Origin of the sequence: Chryseobacterium culicis, assembly GCF_002979755.1 — a bacterium.
Taxonomy (GTDB): Bacteria; Bacteroidota; Bacteroidia; order Flavobacteriales; family Weeksellaceae; genus Chryseobacterium; species Chryseobacterium culicis_A.
This window is the reverse complement of the sequence record NZ_PCPP01000001.1, coordinates 1,804,978-1,830,645: the sequence shown is the minus strand read 5'-3', so window position 1 is coordinate 1,830,645 and position 25,668 is coordinate 1,804,978. Positions and strand designations below refer to the sequence as shown.

Genomic DNA, 25,668 nt, shown 5'->3' with positions numbered 1-25,668 from the left:
GATCGGCTTCAGCCAAAACATAAAACCGACGCCCCGCACCGCGAATCCCTAATCAATCCTCTCTATCCACTCAATCCCGCTGACATCAATCAGTTTTAGAGTCTGAATTTCACTTTTATGAAGAATGTCATCAATATTCAAAATTACATCAGCCTTTGCTCCCAATGGAACTACCAGACTGTGCTTTCCCGGTTTCACTTTGGCAACGTAATGGTTTTTTATATTTTCTTTGGACAATCCGGCAAGTTCTTTATGATCCATCGCTTTTAAAATATTGCCATTTTTGTCCAGAATATGAATGCCTATCAGGAAAGAGCCATACACATCGGCTCCTTCCGTTCTGTACACTTCAAATTTTAAATCCGACTTAGTATGAGAAATATTTGAAATTTCCAGCTTCGGTTTTACTGATTTATTATGCAGGGTTCCCCATACACCTCCATGGAAATACTGATTGGTAAAAAGAGTTAAACCGAATATGATAAACGAACCTGCCAGTACAAGAACTTTGGGTTGTTGGACAGGAAAATTTCCTGAGCCAAGCCACTGAAACCATCTTTTTTGAGTGAAATTTTTGTTATTCTTCATGAAATAATAATCCAGTGAATAAGGACCGCTTCCGGTAAGAAACAGAACAAATCCGCCAGCAACTCCTAAAACTCCGATTTGCCATTCATCAAGACAGGTTGTTCCCAGCCAGCCGGAACCTAATAATATCCCGAGGGCAAGACTGAAAATTCCGATACTCATTAACCGTGTAAATAATCCGAGAATAATGAATAATCCTACAACGGCTTCAATAATGGTAAAGATGATCATGGAGCGCTCTAAGGCATCCGGATGGGTAACAAGATATTCAATAATAGGTTTTATGCCTAGGGCATTAGGTAAAAAATGATTGAATTTTTCTCCTATGTATCCTTTTTCGTCAGGAATAAGTTTGTTTTCAAGGATAAGTCGGCGCCAGAACGCTGAAAAGTAAGTCCACCCGATCACCATTCGGAGGGATAAAGTATATAATCCGGCCAGGTCCGAAGACGGGCTGTTTATGGTATGTTTCATTGAAATTAATATTGTATTGTAAAAAACTGATTGTCATTAGATTTAAAAATTTTTAAATCAGATTAAGCTTCAGTCTTTTAAATAGAATATATTTTGGAGGGCCGTTTCCTGTAGAATGCCCGGAATAGTTATTGAGGGAAATCTTTTTCCCAACGAAGTTACCTGTAGCTTGATTAACACCCAATAAGAATTTACAGTATCGGCTTTGAACTTTAGTTTTTGAAACTGAAATTCCTGAAGAAGCAGAAGCGAGATCACAGCTAAAGGAAAGAGATGAAGTTGTTTTTACTTTATTCAGCCCGCTGATGTATTGAATATCAAAAATATCAAGAACATTTCTTTTCACTGAACATGGTGATAATGAAAATACCAATATAAGCATCGTAACGATGGCTTTATAGGTTTTCATATGGATTCCTGAATGGGGCATGGTTACAAAACTACACTTTATTTTAATGTAAGCTTTATAAATTCCAGGAAATCGTTCTGCTGATCCACAAATAAGTAGTGGGAGCAGTTATCAATAAGCCTGAAATGGCTCTTCCCGACAATGTTTTTAAGATCATTCAGCTGTTTTTCTGAAAATATTCCGTCATTCTTGCCATACACTGAAAAAATGGGAATTCCCTTTTTGCTGATACTTTTTAAAACGGAAGTATTATCAAGATTATTCTGAGATTCATTTTGATAGAATTTAAGAGGAGAATCAGGATTTCTTATATTGTTTTTGTTGAATTCACCTGCTTTGTATTCCGTTCTCAGCATTTCACTTTCGGGAGTAGGATGGGGCATATCAAAGAATCCAAGTTTCCCAGCCATATCATAACATCTTTTTCTGTAAACAGCAGAATTTTTGTCCAGACTTTCTATTTCTGAAATCTCTTTAAGCCGGGCAGGATCATTTTTAAAATGTTCTTTAGCCTGTTTTACAATATGGTTGTAGGTTTCCTGTTGGGTAAATAAAGCTCCGGCAAGCGTAAGGGATTTTACTTTTTCTGGAAATTGTTCTGTAAATAAAGTCCCGATAATTCCCCCAAAACTGTGGGCAAGAATATTGGCTTTTTTGATATGGTAAGTGGAATAAATACTTTTTAAATCCTCAAAGCTTTCTTTGAATGTCATAGTTGCCTTTTCATCCTTTGAGCGCCCTTCACCACGTCTGTCATAGACAATGACATAAAATCCTTTATCGGCAAGGTTATGGGCTGTAGTTCCTTCAAATAAGGTTGCATTTCCGCTGGGGCCGCCATGAATAAAAATGACAGGAGTATTTTTCGGATTTCCATAGGCCTTTGAGTATAAATTCTGTGCTTGAAAAGATATTGAACAAATAATAAAAAGAATGGAAAACAGGGATTTCATGTGGATCGTTTTTTGAGTCTTCTAAACTACTAAATATTCTCTGAGCTGAAAGACCTAAAGCACATGGAATTATTATTAATATTAAAATACTACTGACGTACAGTTGTCACAAAGCTGTCTTATCTTTACCACATTATTTAGAATTTAAATAGAATATTTCAATGAGTTATTGTTTAGCCATAGAAGGAATGCAGCCCGAAAACCGAAAAGAACTGCATAAAAATTACCATGATAACTATTATGGATTTCCTATTCATGATGATAATGAGTTGTTTGGAAGACTGATTCTTGAAATCAATCAGGCGGGATTAAGCTGGGAAACCGTGCTGAAAAAAGAAGACAGCTTCAGAAAAGCGTATGACAATTTTAATATTCAGCAAATAGCGGCTTATACAGAGGAAGACCGTGAAAGACTGTTAAGCGATCCGGGGATTATCAGGAATAAACTGAAAGTGAATGCTGCCATTGAAAATGCAAAAACGATCATAGAATTGCAGAAGGAATTTGGTTCGTTCGAGAAATGGCTGGAACATCATCATCCAATGACATTGCAGGAATGGATGAAATTATTCAAGAAAACCTTCAAATTTACTGGGGGTGAAATTGTAAACGAATTTCTCATGAGTACAGGATATCTCAAGGGTGCCCACCATGAAAGCTGTCCGATACACTCAAAAGTATTAGAACAGAAACCTTTGTGGAAGGGAAAAACGGTTAAATAATAAGCCTGGATTCCTACGGAGTGACAGAGTGTGTATTAATGTCAAACATCTCTACTTGTCATTCCGTAGGAATCTAGCTTGTAAAAATTCAGAATAAGAAAAGACAGCTCAATCCGGTTTACTAAGGTTTTAAGTTTAGGCTAAAGCCTATTTGATTTTTATACTTTATCTGAACGGGCTAAAGCCCGTTCCTATTGATGTGATCAAATCACTTTATATCCCTGGCTTAGCTGAGTATTGTCTTTGCGAATATTGCGTTGTAATTTTACTTCATACTTCTCACAGAAACATCCGGTTTTTCACCTTGAGGAACAATAAAAATAGCATTATCACTGATGGTATCTCCAGGATCGAAATAATAACTTCCCGTTACAGGAATTGTACTGCTTACAAATTTTCCGGATTTGTCATAGGCGGAATAGGTAACATTAATCATCTGAGCTTTCATTTTTAACTCTATTTTTTTAGAAGTCAGTCTTGCTCCGGTTGCATTAATACAGTCTAATTCTACAAGACCAATATTGCTTACAATTTGAGGAAAAGCAGATAATCTGATATTGTAAGCCTTATCTGAAGTATTTTTTATGGATGCAGAAACTTTATAGCGGTCATAGGATTTTCCACCAGATTCTACACTTTCTTTATTGAGGATATTAAAGGTAACAGCCATTCCATTGATATCAATGGTTTGCCCATCAGAAATTTTCTGTGCATTCAGAAAGTTTCCTAAAAAAGTGAATGCCGAAAGAGTTAGAAAAAAAGTAAGGTTTTTCATAGAAGTTATTTTGAAATTTAATGTGAATTAAATTTACGTAAAAAATAATACTATAAAATTTTTTTAACCCAAACCCTTTTTATTCCTTATCCATAATCTGTTTATGCTCATTGCCCCATTTTTCAAACTCCAGGATAATGGGCTTCAGTTTGTAGCCTATTTCTGTAAGTTCATATTCTACCCGTGGCGGAACTTCAGCAAATACTGTTCTGGTGATGATTTTATCTTCTTCCAGCCTTCGGAGCTGAAGGGTAAGCATACGTTCTGTAATGTTCTGAAGCTTTTTTCTCAATTCTCCAAAACGCATTTTTCCATTAATCAGATAACAGCAGATCGCCAATGCCCATTGTCCCCCGATAATATTGGAAGCATAGATCTCCGGACATTCATCGGCAAGCGCTTTTTTATTGGCAAAATTGGTTGAATTTTCCTTTATTTTAGTCATTACTTACATTTTTTATAGTACCATACAATGGGTGGCTAATGTACGAAATGTAAGTTACGTGTCGTAATTTTGTCATAGAAATTTAAACATAATGAAGACCTTAGTAATTGTTACCCATCCTGATATTGAAAAATCTGTTATCAATAAAAAATGGATTGACGAATTAAAAAAATACCCTGAAAAATATACGGTTCATCAATTATACGAAGCTTATCCTGACGGAAAAATCAATGTAGCTCAGGAGCAAAAGCTGATGGAATCTTATGATAAAATTGTATTTCAGTTTCCTTTCTACTGGTTCAGCAGTCCGCCACTTTTAAAGCAATGGCTGGATGAGGTGGTTTTATATGGCTGGGCGTACGGAAGTACCAGCGGATTTAAGCTGGCCGGAAAGAAAATGTCACTGGCGGTTACAGCAGGAATAGATGAAGAAGGGTACAGTACATCCGGAGAATATAAATATACCATGAAGGAACTTTTCCGACCTTATGAACTGACTTTTGATTATATAAAGGCAGATTATAAAGAACCTTTTGTCTATTATGGAATTGAAAGAGATTCTTCCGATGAATGGATCAACAGAAGTGTTCCGATGTATCTGGAATTCCTGGATAATTTATAACAATATAAAAATGAAGTTGGACTCTTGAATTAAAGGAGTTCAACTTTATTGCTGAATATATTCAAAAGGTTCTACATTCCAGTCTTGTAAATATTTTTTTATGGTATTACTATCAATATTAAAAGGCACATCCTGATATTTCCAGCCTTTTGAAGGAACTTTTAAATCTATAAGATAGTTCTCAATAGAATAAATGCCAAGAACTTTTGCATTTTTAGGTTTTATAGAATCGAAAATGATGAGGAATTTATCTCCTTTTTTGTAAGAATAATTTGTTGTTTTAAAATATATCTTGTTGCTAACCTGATATTTGTAATCTGTTCCTACGCCATTGTTGTTCTTTGGATGCCAATCCGTAACAGCTTCTCCAATTGTATATTTAGGGGATTTGAGCATTTTCTTTACCCATAAATTCTCGTCTACCATGCAGAATATGATTAATCCTAAAGTGAGTACCAAAAGAATAATATTGAATTTTTCTAGGATAAATTTTTTCATTTTCGATTAATATATTTCTCATTGAACTTTTGCAGATCTATTGCTTGTTCATGAAAATACTCTTTAAACTTATCTGAAAGATGTTTATCTTTAAATTTAACAATAGTATACCCACTATCAAAGGCAATAATTTCTATAATACTTTCTTGTATTAAAAAATGATCAGGTTCCCAAACGATAGAATCTTCAGCAGATAATTTGGAGATTAATGAAGCATCTGGTTCAATATTATAGGGTATAGCTGATATTATTCCCCAAATTATTTGAGTATTGCTGTGATAGAGTTTTTCAAATCCCGGACTATCTAAAACAAAAAAATCTTCATCAAAATTAATGGGAAGAAGTTGATCAGATATAAAATCAAGATCAGTCAAAATCCAGCGATAAACAGCAAGATTATCCCATATTGACTTTAAAACTTCCTGAAGATTCGTATGGAATTTTACTTTTTTTGTACTTCTGATAATCCAGTTCATCTATTCTTTATTTAATACCCTATTGATTCTTTTCTCTGCTTCGTCTTTGGTAATTCCATTATAAAAATCATCAACAAACGGATGATCATAGCTTTGATGAGGATAGACAAAAGGGCGGCCGATAGCATTATTTACCACAACCGTTGTAGGAATGCTTTCCTGAAAATCATAATCCGGAAGATACGTAGAAAGCCATCCGAAATACTCAGCTTCAAATTCTTTATTGTCATAATTCTCCACATATTCATCAAAGTTATTTTCACTCAGGGATACCCAGATTCCATAATCCAGATCTCTGCAATCATCTGTGACTTCCTGTACAAGAACAGTACGGATAAATCTATGGGTATTTTCTTCCTCTTTTACAACGCAAAGGTCTGAACTGAGTTCAGCATTCTTTAATTCTTCTTCAGATAAGCAGGAGTAAAAATAAGGATATGAATAGGCTATTGCAGGCCAGTCTTCTTTCTCTTCTCCACAGCATTGGCAGATGTATTTAGTCATATTTTATTTATAGTGTTGGTAAAACTTATTATCAAAAATCTCAGAAGGATCATACTTTCTTTTCAGTTCGAAAAAAGATTCTGCCTGCGGATATACCTTTCTCATTTTCTCTTTGCCGATATGAAGGCGGTAAGGAAGGTAGAAGGTACCTTCATTTTTTAATGTAATATCAACGAGTTTATTGGTTAATATTTTCATGGCCTCTTCCTGCTTGTCTGTCTTTTTTTGATTGAATAAAAATACAAATCCAAAAACATCTTCCCTGGCATAATTCATATAGCTGTCTTCATCTTTATTCACTGCGCGGATGGTGATATTAAGTAAATCTAAACCGGAGTTTTTCAAAACAGGTTTTATATCCTTAATAAACTGACTGAAGTTTCTTTCCGGAATAAAATACTCCTGCAGAAGGTCTGTAGAATTAGGATCTTTATTTTCAATTAGGGAAACATGATCATTCAGAAGTTCATTTCTGGAATAGACGGCATTTTTGGTCATTTTATTCATTCCGGTTTCCAGATCCCAGCGAAGCCTTTTCCCATATTCACTGTTGACGGTGCTTCGAAATACAAGACGTTTTGTTTCTTCATTTTTAGCATTTTGAAGTGGAAGCGGTAAAGGTTTTTCATTGGCTTTCTCAAAATAATTGATGGTTGCTTCTTCAAGGAAATGCTTATCAGAAATTCTCAACCTTCCAAAAACCAGGTTGACATCAGGGTTTCCTGAGATGAATTTTTTATAATAGCTGGGATATTTATCAGTACTTAAACGGATATATTTATACTGAAGTGCTACATTATCAACTACTTTTAATTTAATATCAAGAATAATCCCGAAAAGACCATATCCACCGATCACGAGTTTAAAAAGCTCAGGGTTTTCCTCTCTGCTGCAATTGAGAATTTTCCCACTCTGATCCATCAGGGAAAATGAAACTACACTGGAAGAAATTGGGGGAAGATTTTTCTGCCATCCGTGACCGTTGACACTCATTGATCCTCCTACAGAGAAAGAACTGAAGGCCTGCATCACAGCTATAGATTTTCCATGTTTGTCCAGATATTTGATTGCATCTTCCCATAAAGCTCCGGATCCAACGGTCAGGATGTTATTCTTTTCATCCAGTTCCATATGTTTATAAGGAAGCATATTCAGCAGGATACCGTTAGGGTAGATGGTATGTCCGCCCATACTGTGCTGTGCACCGGCAATAGAGATTTTTAAATTCTTTTCTTTTGCATATTGTATGATCTGACGAAGCTGATTTTCAATTTCAGATTGGGAAGCCGGAACTTTAATCAGGGTATCAATCTTTGTTAAATTCAGCTGGCTTGCATCATTGGTATACCCCTCAGGAATTTCGTTTTTAATATCAGACTCGTTCCATTTTGTTTTAAGAACATGAATAACAGGAATAGAAATAAAAATAAGGATCATGACCATCCCAAGGATAAAAATAGGTCTCTTTTTCATGGATATTTAAAAAGCTAAAATACTTAAAAATCCTTACCCCACTGTAGGTGTATCTTCTTCTTTCAGTATTTTTTTCTCCTTCATGGTAAGCATCATTCTTTCATATTTGTACTTTTCCCAATCAAATGTGTTAAGAAAATCAAGGGCAGCCTGAAAACCTCTGTTGAAAAGTTCCTCCTTTTCTTCTTTTTTCATGAAAAAGTTCAGCCAGCTGCTGGTTCCGCAGTTGACGCTTTGTATGCTGTATAAACGATAAAAAGTATGTTTGGTAAGGAATGTTTTGTCGTTAAATCCTTTTAGAGTACTGATGATATTTCCGGCATAACTGAAGGGCGTTTTGAGGATTTCCTCACTGGTTTTACCTCTTTCAGAAAGAATAGCAGAATCGCTCGTCAGTTGTACTCCGAAAAGAGGCATTCTCGGATAAAAAACTTCATCAGCATGAAACAGGTCAATAGGAAAGTTGGAAATACTGCCGCCATCAATGAAAACTCCGGCGGGATTAATATCTTCCGGTTTGGTATTCATCCAGTATCTCCAGGCATATTTTACAGAATCGTTGTCCTTATTGATTTGTTTCTGAAAAGGTTCAAAGAAAAGGGGAACCGCCATAGAGGCTCTTACGAATTCAGCCGGACTGATGTGTTTCAGTTCCTCTTCAGACCAGTAGAGATTGGCCATCGTAGGAAGCTCTACCTTAATTTTAGCATTGATATCGGTGGTAATGATTACATATTCAGACTTCAGCAGATAAAACGGGTTGTTTTTATAATAATCATTGTTGACAGCACTTTCATAGAAAATTCTGTATCGGGTCTGATCAATATGTTCCTGGTTTTTAACTTTAATCTTTTCAATGCTTTGAAGGGCCATCAGATAATATTCCTGTCCGTTTCCGTAACGGTAATTGAGGTTGAGATCCTGTTCTTTCTGAATGAATTTTTCATTGAGATGGGCAACCGTTTTTATTCCAAATTGCTCCAGTGCATTTTGCATGGTATTCTGAAAAACATTTCCCGGATTCAGCCCGCTGTTTTCTTTCCTGAAATTATTGTACAGCTTTTGAATACAGAAAAAGAGAATGACAGCCGGAATCAGAGGAATCAGAAACATCAGTTTGGCATTCAGAATTGTTGTTGAAGGAGCTAAAAAAGGAATACTGATCAGAATAATAAAAAGGATAGCGGCAATAACAGCATTGATCTTAAAGAAATCTTTGTTGTTCAGCATCGCATGTAGCGTTGTTTTTACATAGGTTTTCCCATCCATGAAATCTGAAAAATCCCAACTGAAAAGAATATCTTTGATCAGTGCGCTTTTAGATTCTTCTTTGGTTTTACAGGCTGCAATGAGCATGGTGTTTATTGCTCCGGCACTCGTTCCTGCTACTTTCAGAAAACGGATGCCGAATATTTCCAGTCCGTAAAGATAGCCTACCAATGCGCTTCCCCAGACACCGCCACCTTCCTGAACAAATTCTACATACTGATTACCATTCTGATCCAGAAGATCAGAGAATTCTTTGGCAGATATATTCTCGTGTAAGGCAAGCAGTTTATCTTTAGATGCCTGTGAAAGAGAAGGATCTCCCAGAATTTTGTTGAGGTTTTCAGTGGTCATGGTATTTTGTTTTGATGGTGTGTGGGTTAAAGGCAAAAAAGCAATCAACCGATGTATATTTTACCGAAGATAAAATCTTTGCGTTGATATAAAATTAATCACCACTGTCTTCGTCTCACATAAATAAATGTACTGATCACAACCGTTGCCATGGCTCCCAACGTTATAAAATATCCATATTTATGGTGAAGCTCAGGCATATTATCGAAGTTCATTCCATAAACTCCGGCAATAAAAGTAATCGGCAAGAAGTAAACTGAATAAATAGCCAGAACTTTCATGACCTGGTTCGCCTTTTGATCCGAAAGTGCCAGGAACATGGAAATAAGGTTGGTGATCTGAATATTCAAGTGGTCAAAATCTGCCACTACATCCTTATGTTTATCCTTTAAATCGACAATTTCAGAGTCCTGTAAATTCAGTAATTTAAATTTATCAATAGCATCCGTGGAAATCACCAGTACCCTGGAATTTAATCCTGATTTTCGTTTCAGCTTGTAAAGACGGCGGATCTGGCTGGTATGATTGGTATTTTTAAGGAAAATCTCATTCTCTATATTGTCCATCGTTTCGAACAGACTTAAAGATTCATCATCAAAACTTTTCATGATCAATATAGCAATCATCAGTGTGATCTGCTGAGGATTAAGGTCTTCCTGAATTAACGAAACTTTCTTCTTGACTTCGGTGATGCTTCTGGTTTTCATCCTGTGGATGGTGATAATGGTATTTTCAACCAAAAAAATTCCAATCTTGGTGCTGATATCGCTGATGGTATTCAAATTCTTTCTTTCCAGTTCTGTACTTTCACGGAGTAGGAAGAATTTTACATTCCCGTCTTCTTCATATTTCGGAAGGTGATTAGGATCCATGGTATCTTCCAGGAGAAGATTGTTGATTTCATATCTTTCATGAAGAAATTTCAGGTCTTCTACAGTAGGAGCCTCTACATCTACCCATTCGCATTGGGAGGTTCTGTATATCGTATCAATTGGCATAAAGTAAAAATACTAATATTTTGAAAAACTATGTGTTAAATAAGCTTTATCTTTGCCAAAATTAAAAAACTATATGATTAAAAGTACAATAAAAGGTGTTGGATTTTATGTTCCAGATAACGTTGTTACCAATGATGATTTGGCAAAACTCATGACTACCAATGATGAGTGGATTACGGAAAGGACAGGTATTAAAGAAAGAAGACATCGTAAAAATAGAAATGATTCTCAGGAAACAGCCGCTTATTTAGGGTTTAAAGCTTCTGAAAAAGCCCTTGAAAAAGCAGGTCTGACTGCTAAGGATATTGATTATATTGTTTTTGCAACACTTTCTCCGGATTATTATTTTCCTGGATGTGGAGTATTGCTTCAGGATATGTTGGGATGTGATACCATTGGAGCATTGGATGTAAGAAATCAGTGTTCAGGATTTGTCTATTCTATGAGTGTTGCGAATGCCTTTATTAAATCGGGAACTTATAAAAATATTCTTGTTGTAGGAGCAGAAGTTCATTCTTTCGGATTGGATTTTTCTGACGAAGGAAGAGGGGTTTCTGTAATCTTTGGAGATGGAGCAGGAGCTGTTGTTCTTTCTGCATCAGAAGATGAAAATGCAGGAGATATCTTAGCGATGAATATGCATTCTGAAGGGAAATATGCCGATGAATTATGTACACAGTTTCCGGGATCTAAATTCGGATGGAGTGACAGAATGAGAAAAGAACCGGAGAATGTTACCAATAAAGAAGTTTATCCTATTATGAACGGAAACTTTGTATTCAAACATGCCGTAACAAGATTTCCGGAAACCATGATGGAAGCACTGAACAAAGCAGGAAAAACCATTGAAGATCTTGATATGTTCATTCCACATCAGGCAAATCTTAGAATTGCTCAGTTTGTTCAGCAAAAATTTGGACTGCCAGATGATAAGATTTTTAATAATATTCAGAAATACGGAAATACAACAGCGGCTTCTATTCCTATTGCTTTAAGTGAAGCGATTGAGCAAGGAAAAATCAAGAGAGGAGATTTGGTTCTTCTTTCAGCTTTCGGAAGCGGATTTACGTGGGGAAGTGTTCTATTTGAATATTAATTCTTAATTTTTTTAATCATTTAATAAATTAAATAGTTTTTTTTAAATGGATGTCGTGTAATCAATTGATATTCAATAAAATGCTTGGAATGGTGTATTTTATTGAATATCTTTGTATCGTTGATTTTACATTTGCTTAAAATTTACATCAACATAATAGGCTTTGGGTATTTATTACAATGAAGTCAATATAAAAAGCACAATTCTTAAAGAACAAAGTTTAATTTATAAAAAATGATGAAAAAAATTATTTTGTCAATGGTAGTATTATCATTGTCAGTTCATGCTTTTGCTCAAACGGGAAGTATAGGCGTTAATACTCCAAATCCGAATCCCAATGCAGCCTTGGATATTGTTTCCCCAAACAAAGGGCTTTTACCTCCACGTGTTGCCCTGACAAGTACGAACTCTCCTGCACCACTTGGCGAACATGTACAAGGGATGTTAGTTTATAATACATCAACAGCGGGCACTTCTCCTAACAATGTAATCCCTGGCCTGTATTATAATGATGGCAGCGAATGGAACATTATTGTGAATGTTTCTACTCTGAATACTTTGGGTATCCCAAGACCGGCAGTTTTTCAATTAAATTCTCATATGAATAATTTTTTGAGTGTACAAACTGCTGGGGAAAAGCAGATTCTTGCTCCTGTATTAGAAATAGGCAACAGCCCAGGAAGCGGGATTACTTATTTGGGAGCATCTCAGATTACATTTACTCCAGGCCTGTACGCGATTACTTTTACGTATGAAGCAACCCATAACAATGGATCCTGCAATCTTTCTTCTTATTTTGCGGATTTTCCAGTTGGGAGTTCCCCTAATGCTCAAAGGATACATAGTGCTGTATCTCATTTAAGCGGTGCCTTATCAAACCATGGAGGAAGCATTACATTTACTACAAGAATCACTTCCAATTATGTATGGAATATTGAGTTGGGGAGAGGGCAATCAGGAAATTGTACGGGAACGGGAATGACTCTTCTCCAAAAATCTACGCAGCTTTCCATATTACGAATAGCTGATTAATATTATTGTAGTATATCACGAATAAGTTAAAAACCATAAACTACAGTTTATGCTTTTTGTTGTATAAAGGTTTTTATATCTTATCATTTTTGATCATAATATTGATATTGTTTATTGATTATTAGTTTTTTTGCGTGTGTATTTTGTTGGTTTTGTAATTGGTGTTAAAAAGTATAGAGTTTGTAAATTAATTTATCAATTTTGATTGATAATATTCATTAAGAAGTCGTCTCGTATAGTAATTTTAGTAAATAAATATAGAATAAAATGTGAAAGGCTATTTATTATCTTGGCCTTTTTTAGAGTAATACTTCAAGTTTCTTAAAAACTTTGCATATTAATAGTTCATTCCACACCAGGCGAATCTTAGAATTGCTCAGTTTGTTCAGGAGAAATTCGGATTACCAAACAAAAAAATCTTTAACAATATTCAGAAATACGGAAATACAACGGCTGCTTCTATTCCCATTGCTTTAAGTGAAGCGATTGAGCAAGGAAAAATCAAGAGAGGAGATTTGGTTCTTCTTTCAGCTTTCGGAAGCGGATTTACGTGGGGAAGTGTTTTGTTTGAATATTAATTTTTTAAAGCATTTAATAGATAGAATGGGTTAATCTTATAGATTTTTTTCGATAAAGCGTTGTGTTTTTATTAATTATTACTGATTTTGTATTTTTTTATATACTTTTGTCTTGGTAATCTATAAAAACACAACGAATGAAAAAACACTTATTTTTGGTAGCTTTTCTATTTTCTTTATCCTTGATTGCTCAAGTAAGTATAGGAATTAAAACAGAAACTCCTCAAAAAACCTTACACGTTAATGGTTCATTGCAGGTAGTAAATGAAATAAACGTAGGTGGTAATGCCACTACGGCAGGTTCTTCAGGTACAACAGGGCAAATTTTGACTTCCAACGGGCCTGCGACAGCTCCTTCATGGCAGACGCTGAATACAATAAGCGGAACTATTAATAGCGCTTATTATGTGCAGGGAACTACTGCTGCTACAGCTGCTCAGGGAACCACAATTGATGTACCTGGGGCTACGATTACTTTAACGGTGCCTGCTGGAAGAACTCAGACTTTTTTATTTACTATTTTAGGATACGCAACCTTAACGGACGGTAATTCAAGTCAGGGCGTTTTTACTCTTTTGCAAAATGGGGTCAAAATTTCTTCAGCATTTGCTTCTAAGGCAGGAAATTTTCCTGGCGGAGCAACGTTGGCAAGTATGCCGGTTCCGGTAACATTTTTGAAGTCAGTGAATCTCACAGCAGGAACTTATACTTTTAAAGTTCAATATGCTGCCTGGTCTGGAAGCGCTACTGTTAATTTTGTTCCTTCTGGTTATTTAGGTTATAATGGTGATACAGAAGCCATGCTTACTAAGATGCAGGTTCTGGTATATAATAATTAAGTATTAAATAAAACAAAACCGCAGAACTCTCGTTCTGCGGTTTCTTATTGATATAATATACCCTATTAAAGGCTTTTTAATAACTTTTCTGTGTCAGAAGAATCCTGTCCGGTAGTTTTTGCCAGTTCAATAGATTTTTCAGCCCACATTTTTGCATTTTTCTTATCTCCTACTTTATTGTAAAGATTGGCTAGCGTATCTGTATTGGCAAAGTTCTGGTTTTTCTTTACAGATTCTTGTGCCCATGTAATTGCTTTTTCCAGGGAGGTCTTATTGCTTACATTTTCAAAGAAGTTCCATGCAAGAGAATTCAGTTCTTCAGAACCTGCTGCAGAATAATCTTTGTAAAGGTCAAGGATTAATTTTTCATACTCAGGAATATCTTTGTTCTTTAAAGCTCTGTTGGCTTTCATTCTTTTTAAAATCTTGTCAGCCTCTTCTTTGCTCAGGAATTTCTGGGTTTCAGCCATGAAATAGTTGTCATCCCATTTTTTTGTATCCGGGTTATAAGCTTTTTTAGAAACGGTGTTCAGCTTGATGTTTTTATCAAACTTTTCGTATTTATCTTCAGGGAAGAATTTAATGATCTCTGCTTTTTTATCCTGGAAAATCTTGTACAAAGGACTATCTGTTGTCTGAACTCCTGAAAGAAGCATCTGGATATCTTCCTGATCTAAATTGGGTTTCTGTTGGAAGTAACGGTTAATTACTTTTCCGGCAAACTCAGCATCGTTATATAAGGTAAGTCCGGCAAGATTCTTTAAAAACTCAGGGTTTTTCTCTCCTTTTTCAAATTGCTGCTTCAGAGAAGTAAGTCTTTTATTCGGATCTTCAGCATCTTTGGCAAACTGGATAAAGTCTTTTTCTTCTACATATCCTAACGTTCTGTGTACTGCTTCACCGTTTCCGTCAATAAACAGATAGGTAGGGAATGCTTTTACGTTATATTTTTTGGCAAGCTCAATTCCTTCTCCTTTTTCCATGTCAATTTTAGCATTGATAAAGTGAGAATTGTAATAATCACCTACAGACTGAAGCGGGAAAATATTTTTCACCATCAGCTTACAAGGTCCACACCATGAGGCATATGCATCAATAAAGACCAGTTTTTTTTCTTTTTTTGCTTTGGCAAGGATAGAAGCAAAATTGCTGTCTTCAAATTTAATTCCCTGCGCCCATGCAAGGGCTCCTATAAAGATTGAGGAAAGTATGGCTATTTTTTTCATAAAAACTTTTATTCCCTGCAAATGTAATAAATATGATGACATATGAGTCGTTCATATTGAAAATAATTATTAAGGAACTTTAGTTTTAAAACAGCTATCAAGGCGTATGAAAGATAATCATCTATTGTTTTAGTCTTATTATTAAAATTAACGCAAATGGCTGTTTTAAGGTAAATGATTAAATTTCAATATAATGTTTTAATAAAAAATAAAATATCACTAGTTTTGTAAAAAACAAAAAGACACTCCGTGAAAATAATGATGAATTATTATAGAATAAAAATAATAATTTGTTTTTTTATGCCTAAAAGTCTTCTGAAATTTTTGTTTTTGCTGGCAACAGCAGTCCCCATATTCGCTCAGAAAAAAAATAACTTTGACCTTATCTGTGAGAAGACTTCTTCTGTTACAGCCTATAAGGATTTACCCAAAGCCATCAAAACCGCAGATTCTCTCTATATGAGGGCACAAACATCTTCAGAGAAGATCAAATGTCTTGTTCTTTCTTCTGAGCTATATCATCATGCAGGAGAACTTAAAAAAGCAATCTGTTTCAGTGAAAATGCCCATTCGGTAATCAATCAGATGAATGATCCGGAATGGATGGCCGTGGTGACCAGATTACTTGCGAGGCAATATAGACAGGTAGGGTTATACGAAAGATCCAAAAAATATATTATAAAAGGGCTGGAGGCTTCCGGACGGATTACCGATTTTCAAAAAAGTAATGAAGCCGCAGGGCTCCTGAATCAGGAAATGGCTTTCTACGAGATGGAACTGGGGAATTATCCCAATGCGATACGGCATATTGAATCCTCTCTGAAATATTTTGAAAAAATAAACAGCTATAACGAAAGCAGAACGGCAGCAGCTTCATATCAGCTGTTGGGAGAGGTCTATTTCAAACTTAATGATTATTCTGTTTCCGAAGATTACTATCGAAAAGCGGAAGGACTCCTTAAAAATGGCAGCTGTACAATGGGGCTGGTTTATAACGGGCTCGGAGGTATCCGCCTGAAGCAGAAAAACTGGAAGGATGCTGAGCTGTATCTTAAAAAAGCAGAAAAAATTGCAGACACATCCCGAAGTCTTAAACTTAAAAAAGCCGTTTATTCCAATATTAATGATTACTATGAAGGAATTGGAGACAATTTTAAAGCTTCATTATATGCTGTGAAATATATACGTGCTTATGACAGCATTGCAGCCCGTAATCAAAGTTTTGCTGCAAAAGGGGGAGAGATGCTGAAAGGAAAAAACAGTAAAAAAGGAGGGCAGATGAATCTGGTAAAAAATGCGGCCATTATCATTCTGTTTACTTCGCTTGTTGTTTTACTTGTTGTATTCAGGGCAAAGCAGAAAAAACAGCGTTCAAAGTTCAGAAATATTATAAGAGCTCAGTTAAATATGATCAGTAACAGAACTCAGTATTCTTTACAACAATCCGATGGTGCTGAGTTTTCCAATATATCTGTGGAAGAAATTGATGAAAAAGACTCTGAAGCAGACCGCAGACGGAATGATTCCCTGATGACTTCCGAAACTGAATCAAAGTTGCTTGAACTTCTTGAAGATTTTGAAAAAGGTGATCTTTATAACAACAAAGGAATGTCCCTTTCTTTTCTTGCCGGTGAATTGAATACCAATACAAAATATCTGTCTTATGTTATCAATCAGCATAAAAGTGCGGACTTTAAAACGTATGTCAATCGTCTAAGAATCAATTATATTGTAGACAAATTAATCAATGATGAAAAGTACCGTCAATATAAAATAAGTATTCTTGCCGATGAGTGCGGATTCTCTTCACACAGTAAATTTGCTGCTGTCTTTAAAGCGGTTACAGACTATTCTCCATCAGCCTATATCAAATATCTGGATACTGAAAATCAATCAGACAAAAATGTCCATTTTCCCGAAAATGATTAAAAACAGCTTGTTTTTTTAATTCTACCTTACCATTTTCACGAAAATGAACAACCTATTATTTTAAAGAAAAGCTTTGCTGGTATATCTTTGCGTCAGTTTCACGGGACATGATGTAATTCTGCTGCAGCTTATCATTTTTATTTTCTTCTTTCAAGATAAGAGTAAGCCCAAACTGCAATTCCCTTTTTTTAGCTTTTAAGGAAAATATTCTTCTGATCAGGAATATGAACCATATATTATAATCGGGGTTGATTGCCCGGTTTTTTTTCAGTCAAGTTTTTTTAAGTGCAAATCCACAGATTTCTGTGGATTTGTGATTTTATTTAACTTTTGTACTGTCGGTTTTTACTTTTGAAGTATCAGAGGTTGTGGGTGAAGGGATGGAGTTGGCCACAGCAGAATCTCCCATTTTATTTCTTAAAGAATCTTTATTGTGGGCTTCTTTATATTCCTCTCTTTTTTCTTTGTTTTGAGCACAACTTCCAAGGAAAAGAAGTCCAAGAACAGCTCCTATCCATAATTTTTTCATAATAGTTAATTTTGATTGTTGATGGTAATCAAATATAAGGATTTAATTAAAAGATAAAAGATAAAAGATAAAAGATAAAAGATAAAAGATAAAAGATAAAAGATAAAAGATGTTGTTATTAAAATTCAATAGGGGTGGGTTTTAACCCACCTTTAAAAATAATATATCATCATCGGCTTTAGCCCAAACCTAAATAATAGTCCTTCAAAGCTAAAACTTGATGATAACTTCAACATTTCTGGTTATTCAATAAAAAAAATCTGCAGAGCTTTCATCTGCAGATTTTCCATTTTTAGATCGAATGTTATATAAATACTATTTGACAGGAGACGTTGCCATAGAATCCTTTTTTATCTTGATACTGTCAGGATTCGTCATTTTTGTAGTCATGGTATCAGTCGTTGTAGGAGGTATACTTTTCTGCGTATTACCTACTGTTGCTGAATCCCGGCTACTGGTTGACATTGTCGATTCTTTGGTTCCACAGCTCACTGCAAATATTCCTATTCCAACGGCTGTTAACAATAACTTTTTCATATTCTTCTATTTTGGGGTGTAGTAACAAAAAAATCAATAATTATTCCTAACAGTACCTGGGAAATCGTAAAATATCGGTAAAGTTTGTTAAAAGATGTTAGGTAGTAGGTAGCAGGTAGCAGGGAATAGGGAATAGGGAATAGGGAATAGGGAATAGGGAATAGGGAATAGGAGTTAGGAGTTAGGAGCTAGGGATGGGAGTGTGTTATGGAAATGAAAGTACTTTGTTAACTGCCAGTAACCTTAAACTCTAAACTCTAAACTTTAAACCTTGAACCTTGAACCCGAATCCTCGTACCCCGAAACACGCACCTCCATAAAAAAAGCCCCGAAACCGAAATTCCGAGGCTGTATATAAAGAACAGGCAATCATTGCTCATTACCTATTACTTATTACTTATGAACTACCCTAAATATGGATATTTGTAGTTTTTTGGAGAAACAAACGTTTCTTTTACGCTTCTTACAGAGGTCCATCTTAGAAGATTCATTTTAGAACCTGCTTTATCATTAGTTCCTGAAGCTCTACCACCACCGAAAGGCTGTTGTCCTACTACGGCACCAGTTGGTTTATCGTTGATGTAGAAGTTACCGGATGCATTTTCTAAAGCTTTAAAAGCTTCATTAATTGCGTAACGGTCTTGTGAGAATACAGAACCAGTCAATGAATAAGGAGAAGTAGAATCTACAAGTTTTAGTGTTTCTTTCCAGTCCTGATCTTCATATACGTAGATCGATAAGATTGGGCCAAAGATCTCTTCTACCATACTTTCGTAGTGAGGATTTGTAGTTTCGATTACTGTTGGGTGTACAAACCATCCTTTAGAATCGTCAACTTTTCCACCGATTGCTACAGCAGCTTCACCGGAAGCATTTGCTCTGTCGATGTATCCTTTACATTTTTCGAAAGAATTTTTATCAATTACAGCGTTTACGAAGTTTGAAGTATCTTCTGGAGAACCTACTTTAATAGAGTTCATCTGAGTTTCCATTACTTTTTTCACATCAGCCCAAAGAGACTTAGGTACATACGCTCTTGAAGCAGCAGAACATTTTTGTCCCTGATATTCGAAAGCACCTCTTACCAATGCAGTTGCTACAGCTTCTACGTTAGCAGACGGGTGAGCGATTACAAAATCTTTACCACCAGTTTCTCCAACGATTCTTGGATATGTTCTGTAGTTGTGGATATTGTCTCCGATCATTTTCCACATTCCCTGGAATACTTTTGTAGAACCTGTGAAGTGAAGACCTGCAAAATCACGGTGAGCCAATACTTTCTCAGCAGTTTCTTTTCCATCCGTAAAGATCATGTTGATAACCCCGGCAGGAAGACCCGCTTCTGTTAATACATCCATGATTACTTTTGCAGAATATACCTGCTTGTCAGAAGGTTTCCAAACCACTACATTTCCTAACATTGCCATACAAGTCGGAAGGTTTCCGGAAATTGCTGTAAAGTTGAACGGAGTTACGGCAAAACAGAATCCTTCTAATGGTCTGTATTCAACGCGGTTCCAGATTCCATTGTCAGAAACCGGCTGCTCAGAATACATTTCTGTCATGAACTCAACGTTGAATCTTAAGAAGTCGATGAACTCACAAGCTGCATCAATTTCAGCCTGGTGTACGTTTTTAGACTGTCCGATCATTGTTGCAGCGTTGATCACATCTCTGTAAGGACCAGCCAAAAGATCAGCTGCCTTTAAGAAAATTGCTGCACGCTGTTCCCAGCCTAGTTCATTCCATTCTTTTTTAGCTGCCAATGCCGCGTTGATAGCGTCATCCACATGCTGCATACCACCCTGATAGTAGAATCCAAAATCATGAGCATGATCCTGTGGAGACTGAAGCTGTACTTTTGTATCCGTTTTTACTTCTTTTCCGTTGATGATCATTGGGATTTCTACCTTTTCAGCCCACATTTTTTTATAAGTGTCGATAAGGCTTTTAACTTCCGGAGATCCCGGTTCATAAGAATTTACCGGCTCGTTTACCGCTAATGGTACTTGCGAAATTGCTTTTGACATATTACGTTTTATTATTTTATTAAATTAAATAAGATGTGTATACAAATTTACGATAATTATAAGGAAAGAAAAAAATACCGCCTGCTTTTATGGAATAAACTTGATTATTGAATAATCATTAATGGATAATGGTTTTTTAACATATGAAATTGAGAATACAAGATGTATTTATTCGATTTCTTAAATAGAAGGAAAAGATAAGATGAACAATCAGAATTATGGGAATGAGGACAATTAAATATTTGTCATAGTTTGTAAATAGTGCTTACGTGTTGTAAATAAGGGATTTGTAATGGAATGTTAAAAATATATAAAATTGCATTTGTTGCGATTTTGAACATTTTAAATAATTTTTTTGATAGCCTGGGTTTTAAGATTGTTCTAATTTTACACCATTATTAACAGTATGAAAAAAAGAGTCTTATTTTTCTCTTTTGTGATATTTTTCTCAGCATTGTGTGCAGGTCTTTTTGCACATACAGGGAAAACTCAACCATACTCTGATATTCTTTCAAAAATTCATCTCCTCCAGCAGAAATCTGATCAGCAGACCCAGCCTGAAATGTATAGCTTTTCAGATGCACAGGATGTACAGGATTCCAACGACTGGGAGAAAGTGAAATTTGACTATTCGATACTTGCACAGCAGTGGTTACACTATTTCTTTGCAGATTATACTTACAATACACGTGTTGCGGCCGTTCAAACCCGTATTTATATTACCGAACCAAGATACATTCTGTATCATTCCCTGCAGATAGCACGCTGCTAATTCCTTTTTAAAATTTTAATGATCCGTTATGATTTGTATTCATGTCAATACAAGTCCATAAAAATCATTCCCATTTTACATTTTTGAACATTTCTATTTGCCTTTGCAGAAAGGTGAACGGGATTCTGTTTGTCCAATTTTAAATAAAAATATTATGCACTTAACACCGAGAGAAACGGAGAAGCTTATGCTATTTCTGGCAGGCGAGCTCGCTCTAAAAAGAAAGGCAAGAGGCCTTAAATTAAACTATCCGGAATCCATAGCACTCATCAGCCATTTTTTGCTTGAAGGAGCAAGAGATGGAAAAAAAGTAGCCGAATTGATGCAGGAAGGCGCTCATCTTCTTACTAAAGAGGATGTAATGCCTGGCGTGGCAGAAATGATCCACGATGTTCAGATTGAAGCCACTTTCCCGGATGGGACTAAACTTGTAACCGTACACAATCCAATCCGTTAATACCTACCGATTATGATACCAGGAGAAATTTTTGTAAAAGAAGGTACAATTATCTGTAATGAAGGCAGAGAAACTGTAAAAATAAAAGTAACAAATACAGGAGACCGCCCTATTCAGGTAGGTTCACACTTCCATTTTTTCGAAGTTAATAAAGCCATGAGTTTTGACCGTGAAAAAGCTTTCGGAAAGAGACTGAATATTGTAGCAAGCACTGCCGTTCGATTTGAGCCGGGAGAAGAAAAAGAGGTGGAATTGGTCGAAATAGGAGGAATTAAAAAAGCAATGGGTTTCAACAATCTTGTCGATGGACAGGTGGATTCTGAAGAACAGAAAAAAGCAAGCCTTGCAAAAGTTGAAGAGTTAAACTTTAAAAATCACTAAGATGAGCTTACAGGTAGACAGAAAACAATACGCCAATATATTAGGTCCTACAGCCGGAGACAAAATTAGACTGGGAGATACTGAAATTATTATTGAAATTGAAAAAGATTTCACGCACTACGGAGACGAAGCCGTTTTCGGAGGAGGAAAAACAGTCCGCGACGGAATGGGACAGAATGTTACTGCTAAAAGAGATGAAGGTGTTTTGGATCTTTGTATCACAGGAGCCGTAATTATTGACCACTGGGGAATTGTAAAAGGAGATATCGGAATCAAAGACGGAAAAATTGTAGGAATCGGAAAAGCAGGTAACCCCGATACAATGGACGGAGTGACTCCCAATATGATTATTGGAGCTTCCACGGAAGTTCATGGTGGAAAAGGGTATATCGTAACAGCAGGAGGAATTGACACCCACATTCACTACATCTGCCCTCAGCAGATTGAAACTTCTTTATATAGTGGAATCACAACAATGATTGGCGGAGGTACAGGTCCAAATGATGGAACGAATGCTACAACCGTTACTCCGGGAAGATTCAATATGCAGAAAATGCTTGAAGCCGCTGAAGAATATCCTATGAACCTTGGATTTTTCGGGAAAGGGAACTGTTCGGCAGAGGAACCTATTGAAGAGCAGGTAGAAGCAGGTGCTTTAGGAGTAAAAATCCACGAAGACTGGGGAGCAACTCCTGCAACCATTGATGCAGCATTGAAAGTAGCGGATAAATATGACGTTCAGGTGGCCATCCACACCGATACTCTGAATGAAGGAGGATTTCTTGAAGATACCATGAGAGCAATCAACGGAAGGGTAATTCACACTTTCCACACTGAAGGAGCAGGTGGAGGTCACGCTCCGGATATTATTAAAGCTGCCATGTATCCAAACGTATTGCCGGCTTCTACAAACCCTACACGTCCTTACACAGTTAATACCATTGATGAGCATTTGGATATGCTGATGGTATGCCACCATTTGAGTAAAAATATTCCTGAAGATGTGGCGTTTGCAGACTCTCGTATCCGTCCTGAAACCATTGCCGCAGAAGATATTCTTCATGATATGGGTGTTTTCAGCATCATGAGTTCGGATTCCCAGGCGATGGGAAGACCCGGAGAAGTGATTACAAGAACCTGGCAGACGGCAAGTAAAATGAAGGAGCAGAGAGGTGCTCTGGAAGAAGACCAAAATACAGAGAATGACAATTACCGTGCTAAAAGATATGTAGCTAAATATACCATCAACCCAGCTATTGCACACGGTATTTCAGAATATGTAGGATCAATTGAAGAAGGGAAATTGGCAGATTTGGTCATCTGGAAACCTGCATTATTTGGAGCAAAGCCGGAAATGATTGTAAAAGGCGGATTTGTAATTGCTGCTAAAATGGGAGATCCGAATGCATCCATTCCTACGCCTCAGCCTATTATTTACAGAAATATGTTTGGAGCTCATGGAAAAGCTAAGTTTGGGACTTGTGCCAATTTTGTTTCTCAGATCTCTATCGACAACGGAACTATTGCTTCTTACAAATTGGAGAAAATGATTCTTCCGGTGAAAAACTGTAGAAATATTTCCAAAAAAGACCTTATCCATAACGATAAGACTCCTCTGATTGAAGTGAATCCTGAAAACTACAAAGTGACGGTAGATGGTGAATACATCACTTGTGAACCGGCAGAAACACTTCCTTTAACACAGCTGTATTTCTTGTTCTAAGATAAATTTTATGAATAAAACCTAACAGGTTTCAAAAACCTGTTAGGTTTATTTAACAACAAAAAAAAATTATCAGATCATATTGTAAAACAATTATAGAACTAAGTGTAGAATGAAATATTTAAATAAAACAGTTTTTTCTCTTGCTGTAGCCGGAATGTCTGTGCTTTCAGGAAATCTGAACGCTCAGTTTCTTGGCGGGCACAGGCTTAAAAGTGATGAAGATGGACCCAAAGGGCAGTTTATGGTGTACGGTTCATTAGATTATTCTAAAATTACAACACCATCAAGCAGCAGCAGTACAGTTTCAAGCGCACCGCTTGGAGTAGGATACTTCATCAATAATAATGATCTTATTGGAGTCAACTATGCCTACTCACAGAATACGGTAGACCATAACGTTGTTTATAAGCAAAATGAGGCCGGCCTCTGGTACAGTCCGTCAGTAATGCTTGGGAAATACTTTGTATTAATTGGGCAGGTGGATGCTCATTATGTCTGGGGACAGCAACTTTCAACGGCTGCTGATGCCATGCAGAACTTTAATGGATTCCGTCTTCGTGCCTATCCTTTGATCGGGATTTTGCTGGGTGGAGGCTGGGCATTGAAATTCAAATTTGCTGAGCTTTCAATGCTGCAAACCAAAACGAAAGAAGAAGGCTGGACAAAAAGCTATGTAGCAGGAATCAGCGGTTCAACATTCGGGGTAGGCATTTCCAAAAACTTAGACTTCAGAAAAAAATCTAAAAATGATAATTAATCAAATCATAGGCAATCTCTCTGAAAATTCTTCAGATAAAACCATAGACTATCTCGATTTGGAATGGTTTGAAACCACCAAAAGAATTCAGCGTAAAAAAACCAGAAAAGGAACTGACATTGCGATCAAGTTTCTAAGAGAGGGACAGCGTTTGCGTGAAGGAGATATTCTTTTTGAGGATGCAGAAAAAATAATAGCAATCAATGTTCTGGAAACAGAAGCGATTGTGATGTCACCCGCTTCACTGTTGGAAATGGGTACTGTGTGCTATGAGATCGGAAACAAACATATTCCGCTTTTCATTCAGAATGATAAAGTATTGCTCCCTTTTGAAATGCCCATGTTCAGATGGTTGGAAGCAAGTGGTTTCAGACCGGAAAAGCAATCTGCGAAACTGTTGAATCTTCTTAAATCGAACGTAGAACCTCATGGACACGGAAGTCTGGGTTCAACAATCTTCACAAAAATCCTAAAAATGGCCGCCCCAAAAGATGAATAACATAAACTTCCTGTCGGGACTGCTTCATCTTGCAGATCCTACACTTCCCATCGGAGGATATACCCATTCCAACGGACTTGAAACGTATGTTCAGGAAAGAATTGTACATAATGCAGATACGGCAAAAGAGTTTGTGCAGAATATGCTTCAGTACAATCTTAAATTCAATGACGGAGCTTTTGTAAAACTGGCCTATAAAGCTGCAGAAAAAGGAGATTTAGAAACATTGATACTTCTCGATAATGAATGCAATGCCATAAAATGCCCGAAAGAAATTCGCCAGGCCAGTCAGAAATTAGGGCTCAGACTGATCAAGATTTTCAAAAGACGGGAAAGTTTCCCTTTTATGGAGGCTTTTGAAAAAGCAGTTCAGAATAAAGAAGCCAATTCTCATTACTGTATTGTATTTGGAGTGTATGCTTATTTAATGAAGATTCCTTTGTATGAAGCTCTTTTGGGATTCTATTACACCTCTGTTGCAGGAATGATCACCAATGCGGTAAAGCTTGTTCCTCTCGGACAGCTGGATGGACAAGATATTTTATTCTCACTATATCCCGTAATGGAAAAAACAGTATGGGAAACAATGGAGCTGGACAGGGATATGGTGGGACTTTGCAACACCGCCTTTGATATCAGGTGTATGCAGCATGAAAGACTGTATTCAAGACTTTATATGTCCTAAAAGATAAAAGATAAAAGAGCAAATTGATGAATCGCCCT

Annotated in this window: 28 protein-coding genes and 1 pseudogene; 14 read left to right on the top strand and 15 right to left on the bottom strand. The window is 36.3% G+C overall.

Annotated elements, in window-relative coordinates; all coding sequences use genetic code 11:
* Positions 1–48 precede the first annotated feature (48 nt).
* From CQ022_RS08335 to CQ022_RS08325, 3 genes are read right to left on the bottom strand one after another with little or no spacing between them, the layout of a single operon-like run.
* A complete protein-coding gene (locus CQ022_RS08335) occupies positions 49–1,062 on the bottom strand; it encodes a TQO small subunit DoxD (protein WP_105680970.1) in 1,014 nt (337 codons plus the stop codon).
* A 52-nt stretch (positions 1,063–1,114) separates the two neighbouring features.
* Positions 1,115–1,471 carry a hypothetical protein gene (locus tag CQ022_RS08330; RefSeq protein WP_123864408.1) on the bottom strand — a complete coding sequence of 119 codons (357 nt, stop codon included), beginning with the start codon at positions 1,469–1,471 and terminating at the stop codon, positions 1,115–1,117.
* Positions 1,472–1,509: 38 nt separating this feature from the next.
* On the bottom strand, positions 1,510–2,424 hold the full coding sequence (locus tag CQ022_RS08325; RefSeq protein WP_105680968.1) for an alpha/beta hydrolase: 915 nt from the start codon (positions 2,422–2,424) through the stop codon (positions 1,510–1,512).
* Between the two features lie 161 nt (positions 2,425–2,585).
* Here CQ022_RS08325 and CQ022_RS08320 point away from each other — a divergent pair, with 161 nt between their 5' ends.
* Positions 2,586–3,146: a DNA-3-methyladenine glycosylase I gene (locus CQ022_RS08320; RefSeq protein ID WP_105680967.1), complete on the top strand. Its 561-nt coding sequence runs from the start codon at positions 2,586–2,588 to the stop codon at positions 3,144–3,146.
* A gap of 265 nt (positions 3,147–3,411) precedes the next feature.
* Here CQ022_RS08320 and CQ022_RS08315 read toward each other — a convergent pair whose 3' ends face one another.
* Positions 3,412–3,921 carry a hypothetical protein gene (locus CQ022_RS08315; protein ID WP_105680966.1) on the bottom strand — a complete coding sequence of 170 codons (510 nt, stop codon included), beginning with the start codon at positions 3,919–3,921 and terminating at the stop codon, positions 3,412–3,414.
* 79 nt (positions 3,922–4,000) lie between these two features.
* Positions 4,001–4,366, bottom strand: coding sequence for a winged helix-turn-helix transcriptional regulator (locus CQ022_RS08310; RefSeq protein ID WP_105680965.1), 366 nt, complete (start codon positions 4,364–4,366; stop codon positions 4,001–4,003).
* A 91-nt stretch (positions 4,367–4,457) separates the two neighbouring features.
* On the opposite strand from CQ022_RS08310, the gene CQ022_RS08305 reads away from it, so the two are divergent.
* Positions 4,458–4,988: an NAD(P)H-dependent oxidoreductase gene (locus CQ022_RS08305; protein WP_105680964.1), complete on the top strand. Its 531-nt coding sequence runs from the start codon at positions 4,458–4,460 to the stop codon at positions 4,986–4,988.
* 45 nt (positions 4,989–5,033) lie between these two features.
* Here the strand turns inward: CQ022_RS08305 and CQ022_RS08300 are convergent, their stop codons facing one another.
* The 6 genes from CQ022_RS08300 to CQ022_RS08275 form a co-directional block, all read right to left on the bottom strand.
* Positions 5,034–5,486: a hypothetical protein gene (locus tag CQ022_RS08300; protein ID WP_105680963.1), complete on the bottom strand. Its 453-nt coding sequence runs from the start codon at positions 5,484–5,486 to the stop codon at positions 5,034–5,036.
* Positions 5,483–5,962 (bottom strand): hypothetical protein, encoded by a 480-nt coding sequence (locus CQ022_RS08295; RefSeq protein WP_105680962.1) that lies wholly within the window; start codon positions 5,960–5,962, stop codon positions 5,483–5,485. Before CQ022_RS08295 ends, CQ022_RS08300 begins: the two co-directional genes overlap by 4 nt.
* Positions 5,963–6,466 (bottom strand): DUF2199 domain-containing protein, encoded by a 504-nt coding sequence (locus tag CQ022_RS08290; RefSeq protein WP_105680961.1) that lies wholly within the window; start codon positions 6,464–6,466, stop codon positions 5,963–5,965.
* 3 nt (positions 6,467–6,469) lie between these two features.
* On the bottom strand, positions 6,470–7,939 hold the full coding sequence (locus CQ022_RS08285; RefSeq protein WP_105680960.1) for an FAD-binding oxidoreductase: 1,470 nt from the start codon (positions 7,937–7,939) through the stop codon (positions 6,470–6,472).
* A 33-nt stretch (positions 7,940–7,972) separates the two neighbouring features.
* Complete coding sequence (locus tag CQ022_RS08280) at positions 7,973–9,559, bottom strand: patatin-like phospholipase family protein (protein ID WP_105680959.1); 1,587 nt, start codon at positions 9,557–9,559, stop codon at positions 7,973–7,975.
* Between the two features lie 98 nt (positions 9,560–9,657).
* Positions 9,658–10,557: a CorA family divalent cation transporter gene (locus CQ022_RS08275; protein WP_105680958.1), complete on the bottom strand. Its 900-nt coding sequence runs from the start codon at positions 10,555–10,557 to the stop codon at positions 9,658–9,660.
* A 73-nt stretch (positions 10,558–10,630) separates the two neighbouring features.
* Here CQ022_RS08275 and CQ022_RS08270 point away from each other — a divergent pair, with 73 nt between their 5' ends.
* The 4 genes and pseudogenes from CQ022_RS08270 (at position 10,631) to CQ022_RS08255 (ending at position 14,102) form a co-directional block, all read left to right on the top strand.
* Positions 10,631–11,653 carry a 3-oxoacyl-ACP synthase III family protein gene (locus CQ022_RS08270; RefSeq protein WP_105680957.1) on the top strand — a complete coding sequence of 341 codons (1,023 nt, stop codon included), beginning with the start codon at positions 10,631–10,633 and terminating at the stop codon, positions 11,651–11,653.
* A 258-nt stretch (positions 11,654–11,911) separates the two neighbouring features.
* Positions 11,912–12,685 carry a hypothetical protein gene (locus CQ022_RS08265; protein WP_123864407.1) on the top strand — a complete coding sequence of 258 codons (774 nt, stop codon included), beginning with the start codon at positions 11,912–11,914 and terminating at the stop codon, positions 12,683–12,685.
* A 344-nt stretch (positions 12,686–13,029) separates the two neighbouring features.
* Positions 13,030–13,263, top strand: a pseudogene (locus CQ022_RS08260) (3-oxoacyl-[acyl-carrier-protein] synthase III C-terminal domain-containing protein); the annotation flags it as partial.
* A 137-nt stretch (positions 13,264–13,400) separates the two neighbouring features.
* Positions 13,401–14,102 (top strand): hypothetical protein, encoded by a 702-nt coding sequence (locus tag CQ022_RS08255; RefSeq protein ID WP_105680955.1) that lies wholly within the window; start codon positions 13,401–13,403, stop codon positions 14,100–14,102.
* 65 nt (positions 14,103–14,167) lie between these two features.
* Here the strand turns inward: CQ022_RS08255 and CQ022_RS08250 are convergent, their stop codons facing one another.
* On the bottom strand, positions 14,168–15,328 hold the full coding sequence (locus CQ022_RS08250) for a thioredoxin family protein (protein ID WP_105680954.1): 1,161 nt from the start codon (positions 15,326–15,328) through the stop codon (positions 14,168–14,170).
* A 300-nt stretch (positions 15,329–15,628) separates the two neighbouring features.
* Between CQ022_RS08250 and CQ022_RS08245 the strand changes: the two genes are divergently transcribed.
* A complete protein-coding gene (locus CQ022_RS08245) occupies positions 15,629–17,257 on the top strand; it encodes an AraC family transcriptional regulator (RefSeq protein WP_165791598.1) in 1,629 nt (542 codons plus the stop codon).
* Positions 17,258–17,576: 319 nt separating this feature from the next.
* Here the strand turns inward: CQ022_RS08245 and CQ022_RS08240 are convergent, their stop codons facing one another.
* The 3 genes from CQ022_RS08240 to pruA form a co-directional block, all read right to left on the bottom strand.
* Complete coding sequence (locus tag CQ022_RS08240) at positions 17,577–17,786, bottom strand: hypothetical protein (RefSeq protein WP_105680952.1); 210 nt, start codon at positions 17,784–17,786, stop codon at positions 17,577–17,579.
* Positions 17,787–18,101: 315 nt separating this feature from the next.
* Entirely contained in the window at positions 18,102–18,323 is a 222-nt protein-coding gene (locus tag CQ022_RS08235) for a cytochrome C551 (protein WP_105680951.1), read from the bottom strand.
* A 404-nt stretch (positions 18,324–18,727) separates the two neighbouring features.
* Entirely contained in the window at positions 18,728–20,353 is a 1,626-nt protein-coding gene (gene pruA / locus CQ022_RS08230; protein ID WP_105680950.1) for an L-glutamate gamma-semialdehyde dehydrogenase, read from the bottom strand.
* A 406-nt stretch (positions 20,354–20,759) separates the two neighbouring features.
* On the opposite strand from pruA, the gene CQ022_RS08225 reads away from it, so the two are divergent.
* The 7 genes from CQ022_RS08225 to CQ022_RS08195 all read left to right on the top strand — a co-directional run bounded on the left by CQ022_RS08225 (position 20,760) and on the right by CQ022_RS08195 (position 25,630).
* Positions 20,760–21,125, top strand: a complete 366-nt coding sequence (locus CQ022_RS08225; protein WP_105680949.1) for a hypothetical protein — start codon at positions 20,760–20,762, stop codon at positions 21,123–21,125.
* A 154-nt stretch (positions 21,126–21,279) separates the two neighbouring features.
* Entirely contained in the window at positions 21,280–21,582 is a 303-nt protein-coding gene (gene ureA / locus CQ022_RS08220) for an urease subunit gamma (protein ID WP_105680948.1), read from the top strand.
* A 12-nt stretch (positions 21,583–21,594) separates the two neighbouring features.
* Entirely contained in the window at positions 21,595–21,963 is a 369-nt protein-coding gene (gene ureB / locus CQ022_RS08215; RefSeq protein WP_105680947.1) for an urease subunit beta, read from the top strand.
* Between the two features lies 1 nt (position 21,964).
* Positions 21,965–23,686, top strand: coding sequence for an urease subunit alpha (ureC, locus tag CQ022_RS08210; protein WP_105680946.1), 1,722 nt, complete (start codon positions 21,965–21,967; stop codon positions 23,684–23,686).
* A 112-nt stretch (positions 23,687–23,798) separates the two neighbouring features.
* Positions 23,799–24,446: a hypothetical protein gene (locus tag CQ022_RS08205; protein ID WP_105680945.1), complete on the top strand. Its 648-nt coding sequence runs from the start codon at positions 23,799–23,801 to the stop codon at positions 24,444–24,446.
* The gene (ureE, locus tag CQ022_RS08200; RefSeq protein ID WP_105680944.1) at positions 24,436–24,945 is read left to right on the top strand and encodes an urease accessory protein UreE; all 510 of its coding nucleotides are present in this window, start codon (positions 24,436–24,438) and stop codon (positions 24,943–24,945) included. The genes CQ022_RS08205 and ureE overlap by 11 nt, the downstream gene beginning before the upstream one ends.
* Entirely contained in the window at positions 24,938–25,630 is a 693-nt protein-coding gene (locus tag CQ022_RS08195) for an urease accessory protein UreF (protein WP_105680943.1), read from the top strand. The genes ureE and CQ022_RS08195 overlap by 8 nt, the downstream gene beginning before the upstream one ends.
* Positions 25,631–25,668 lie beyond the last annotated feature (38 nt).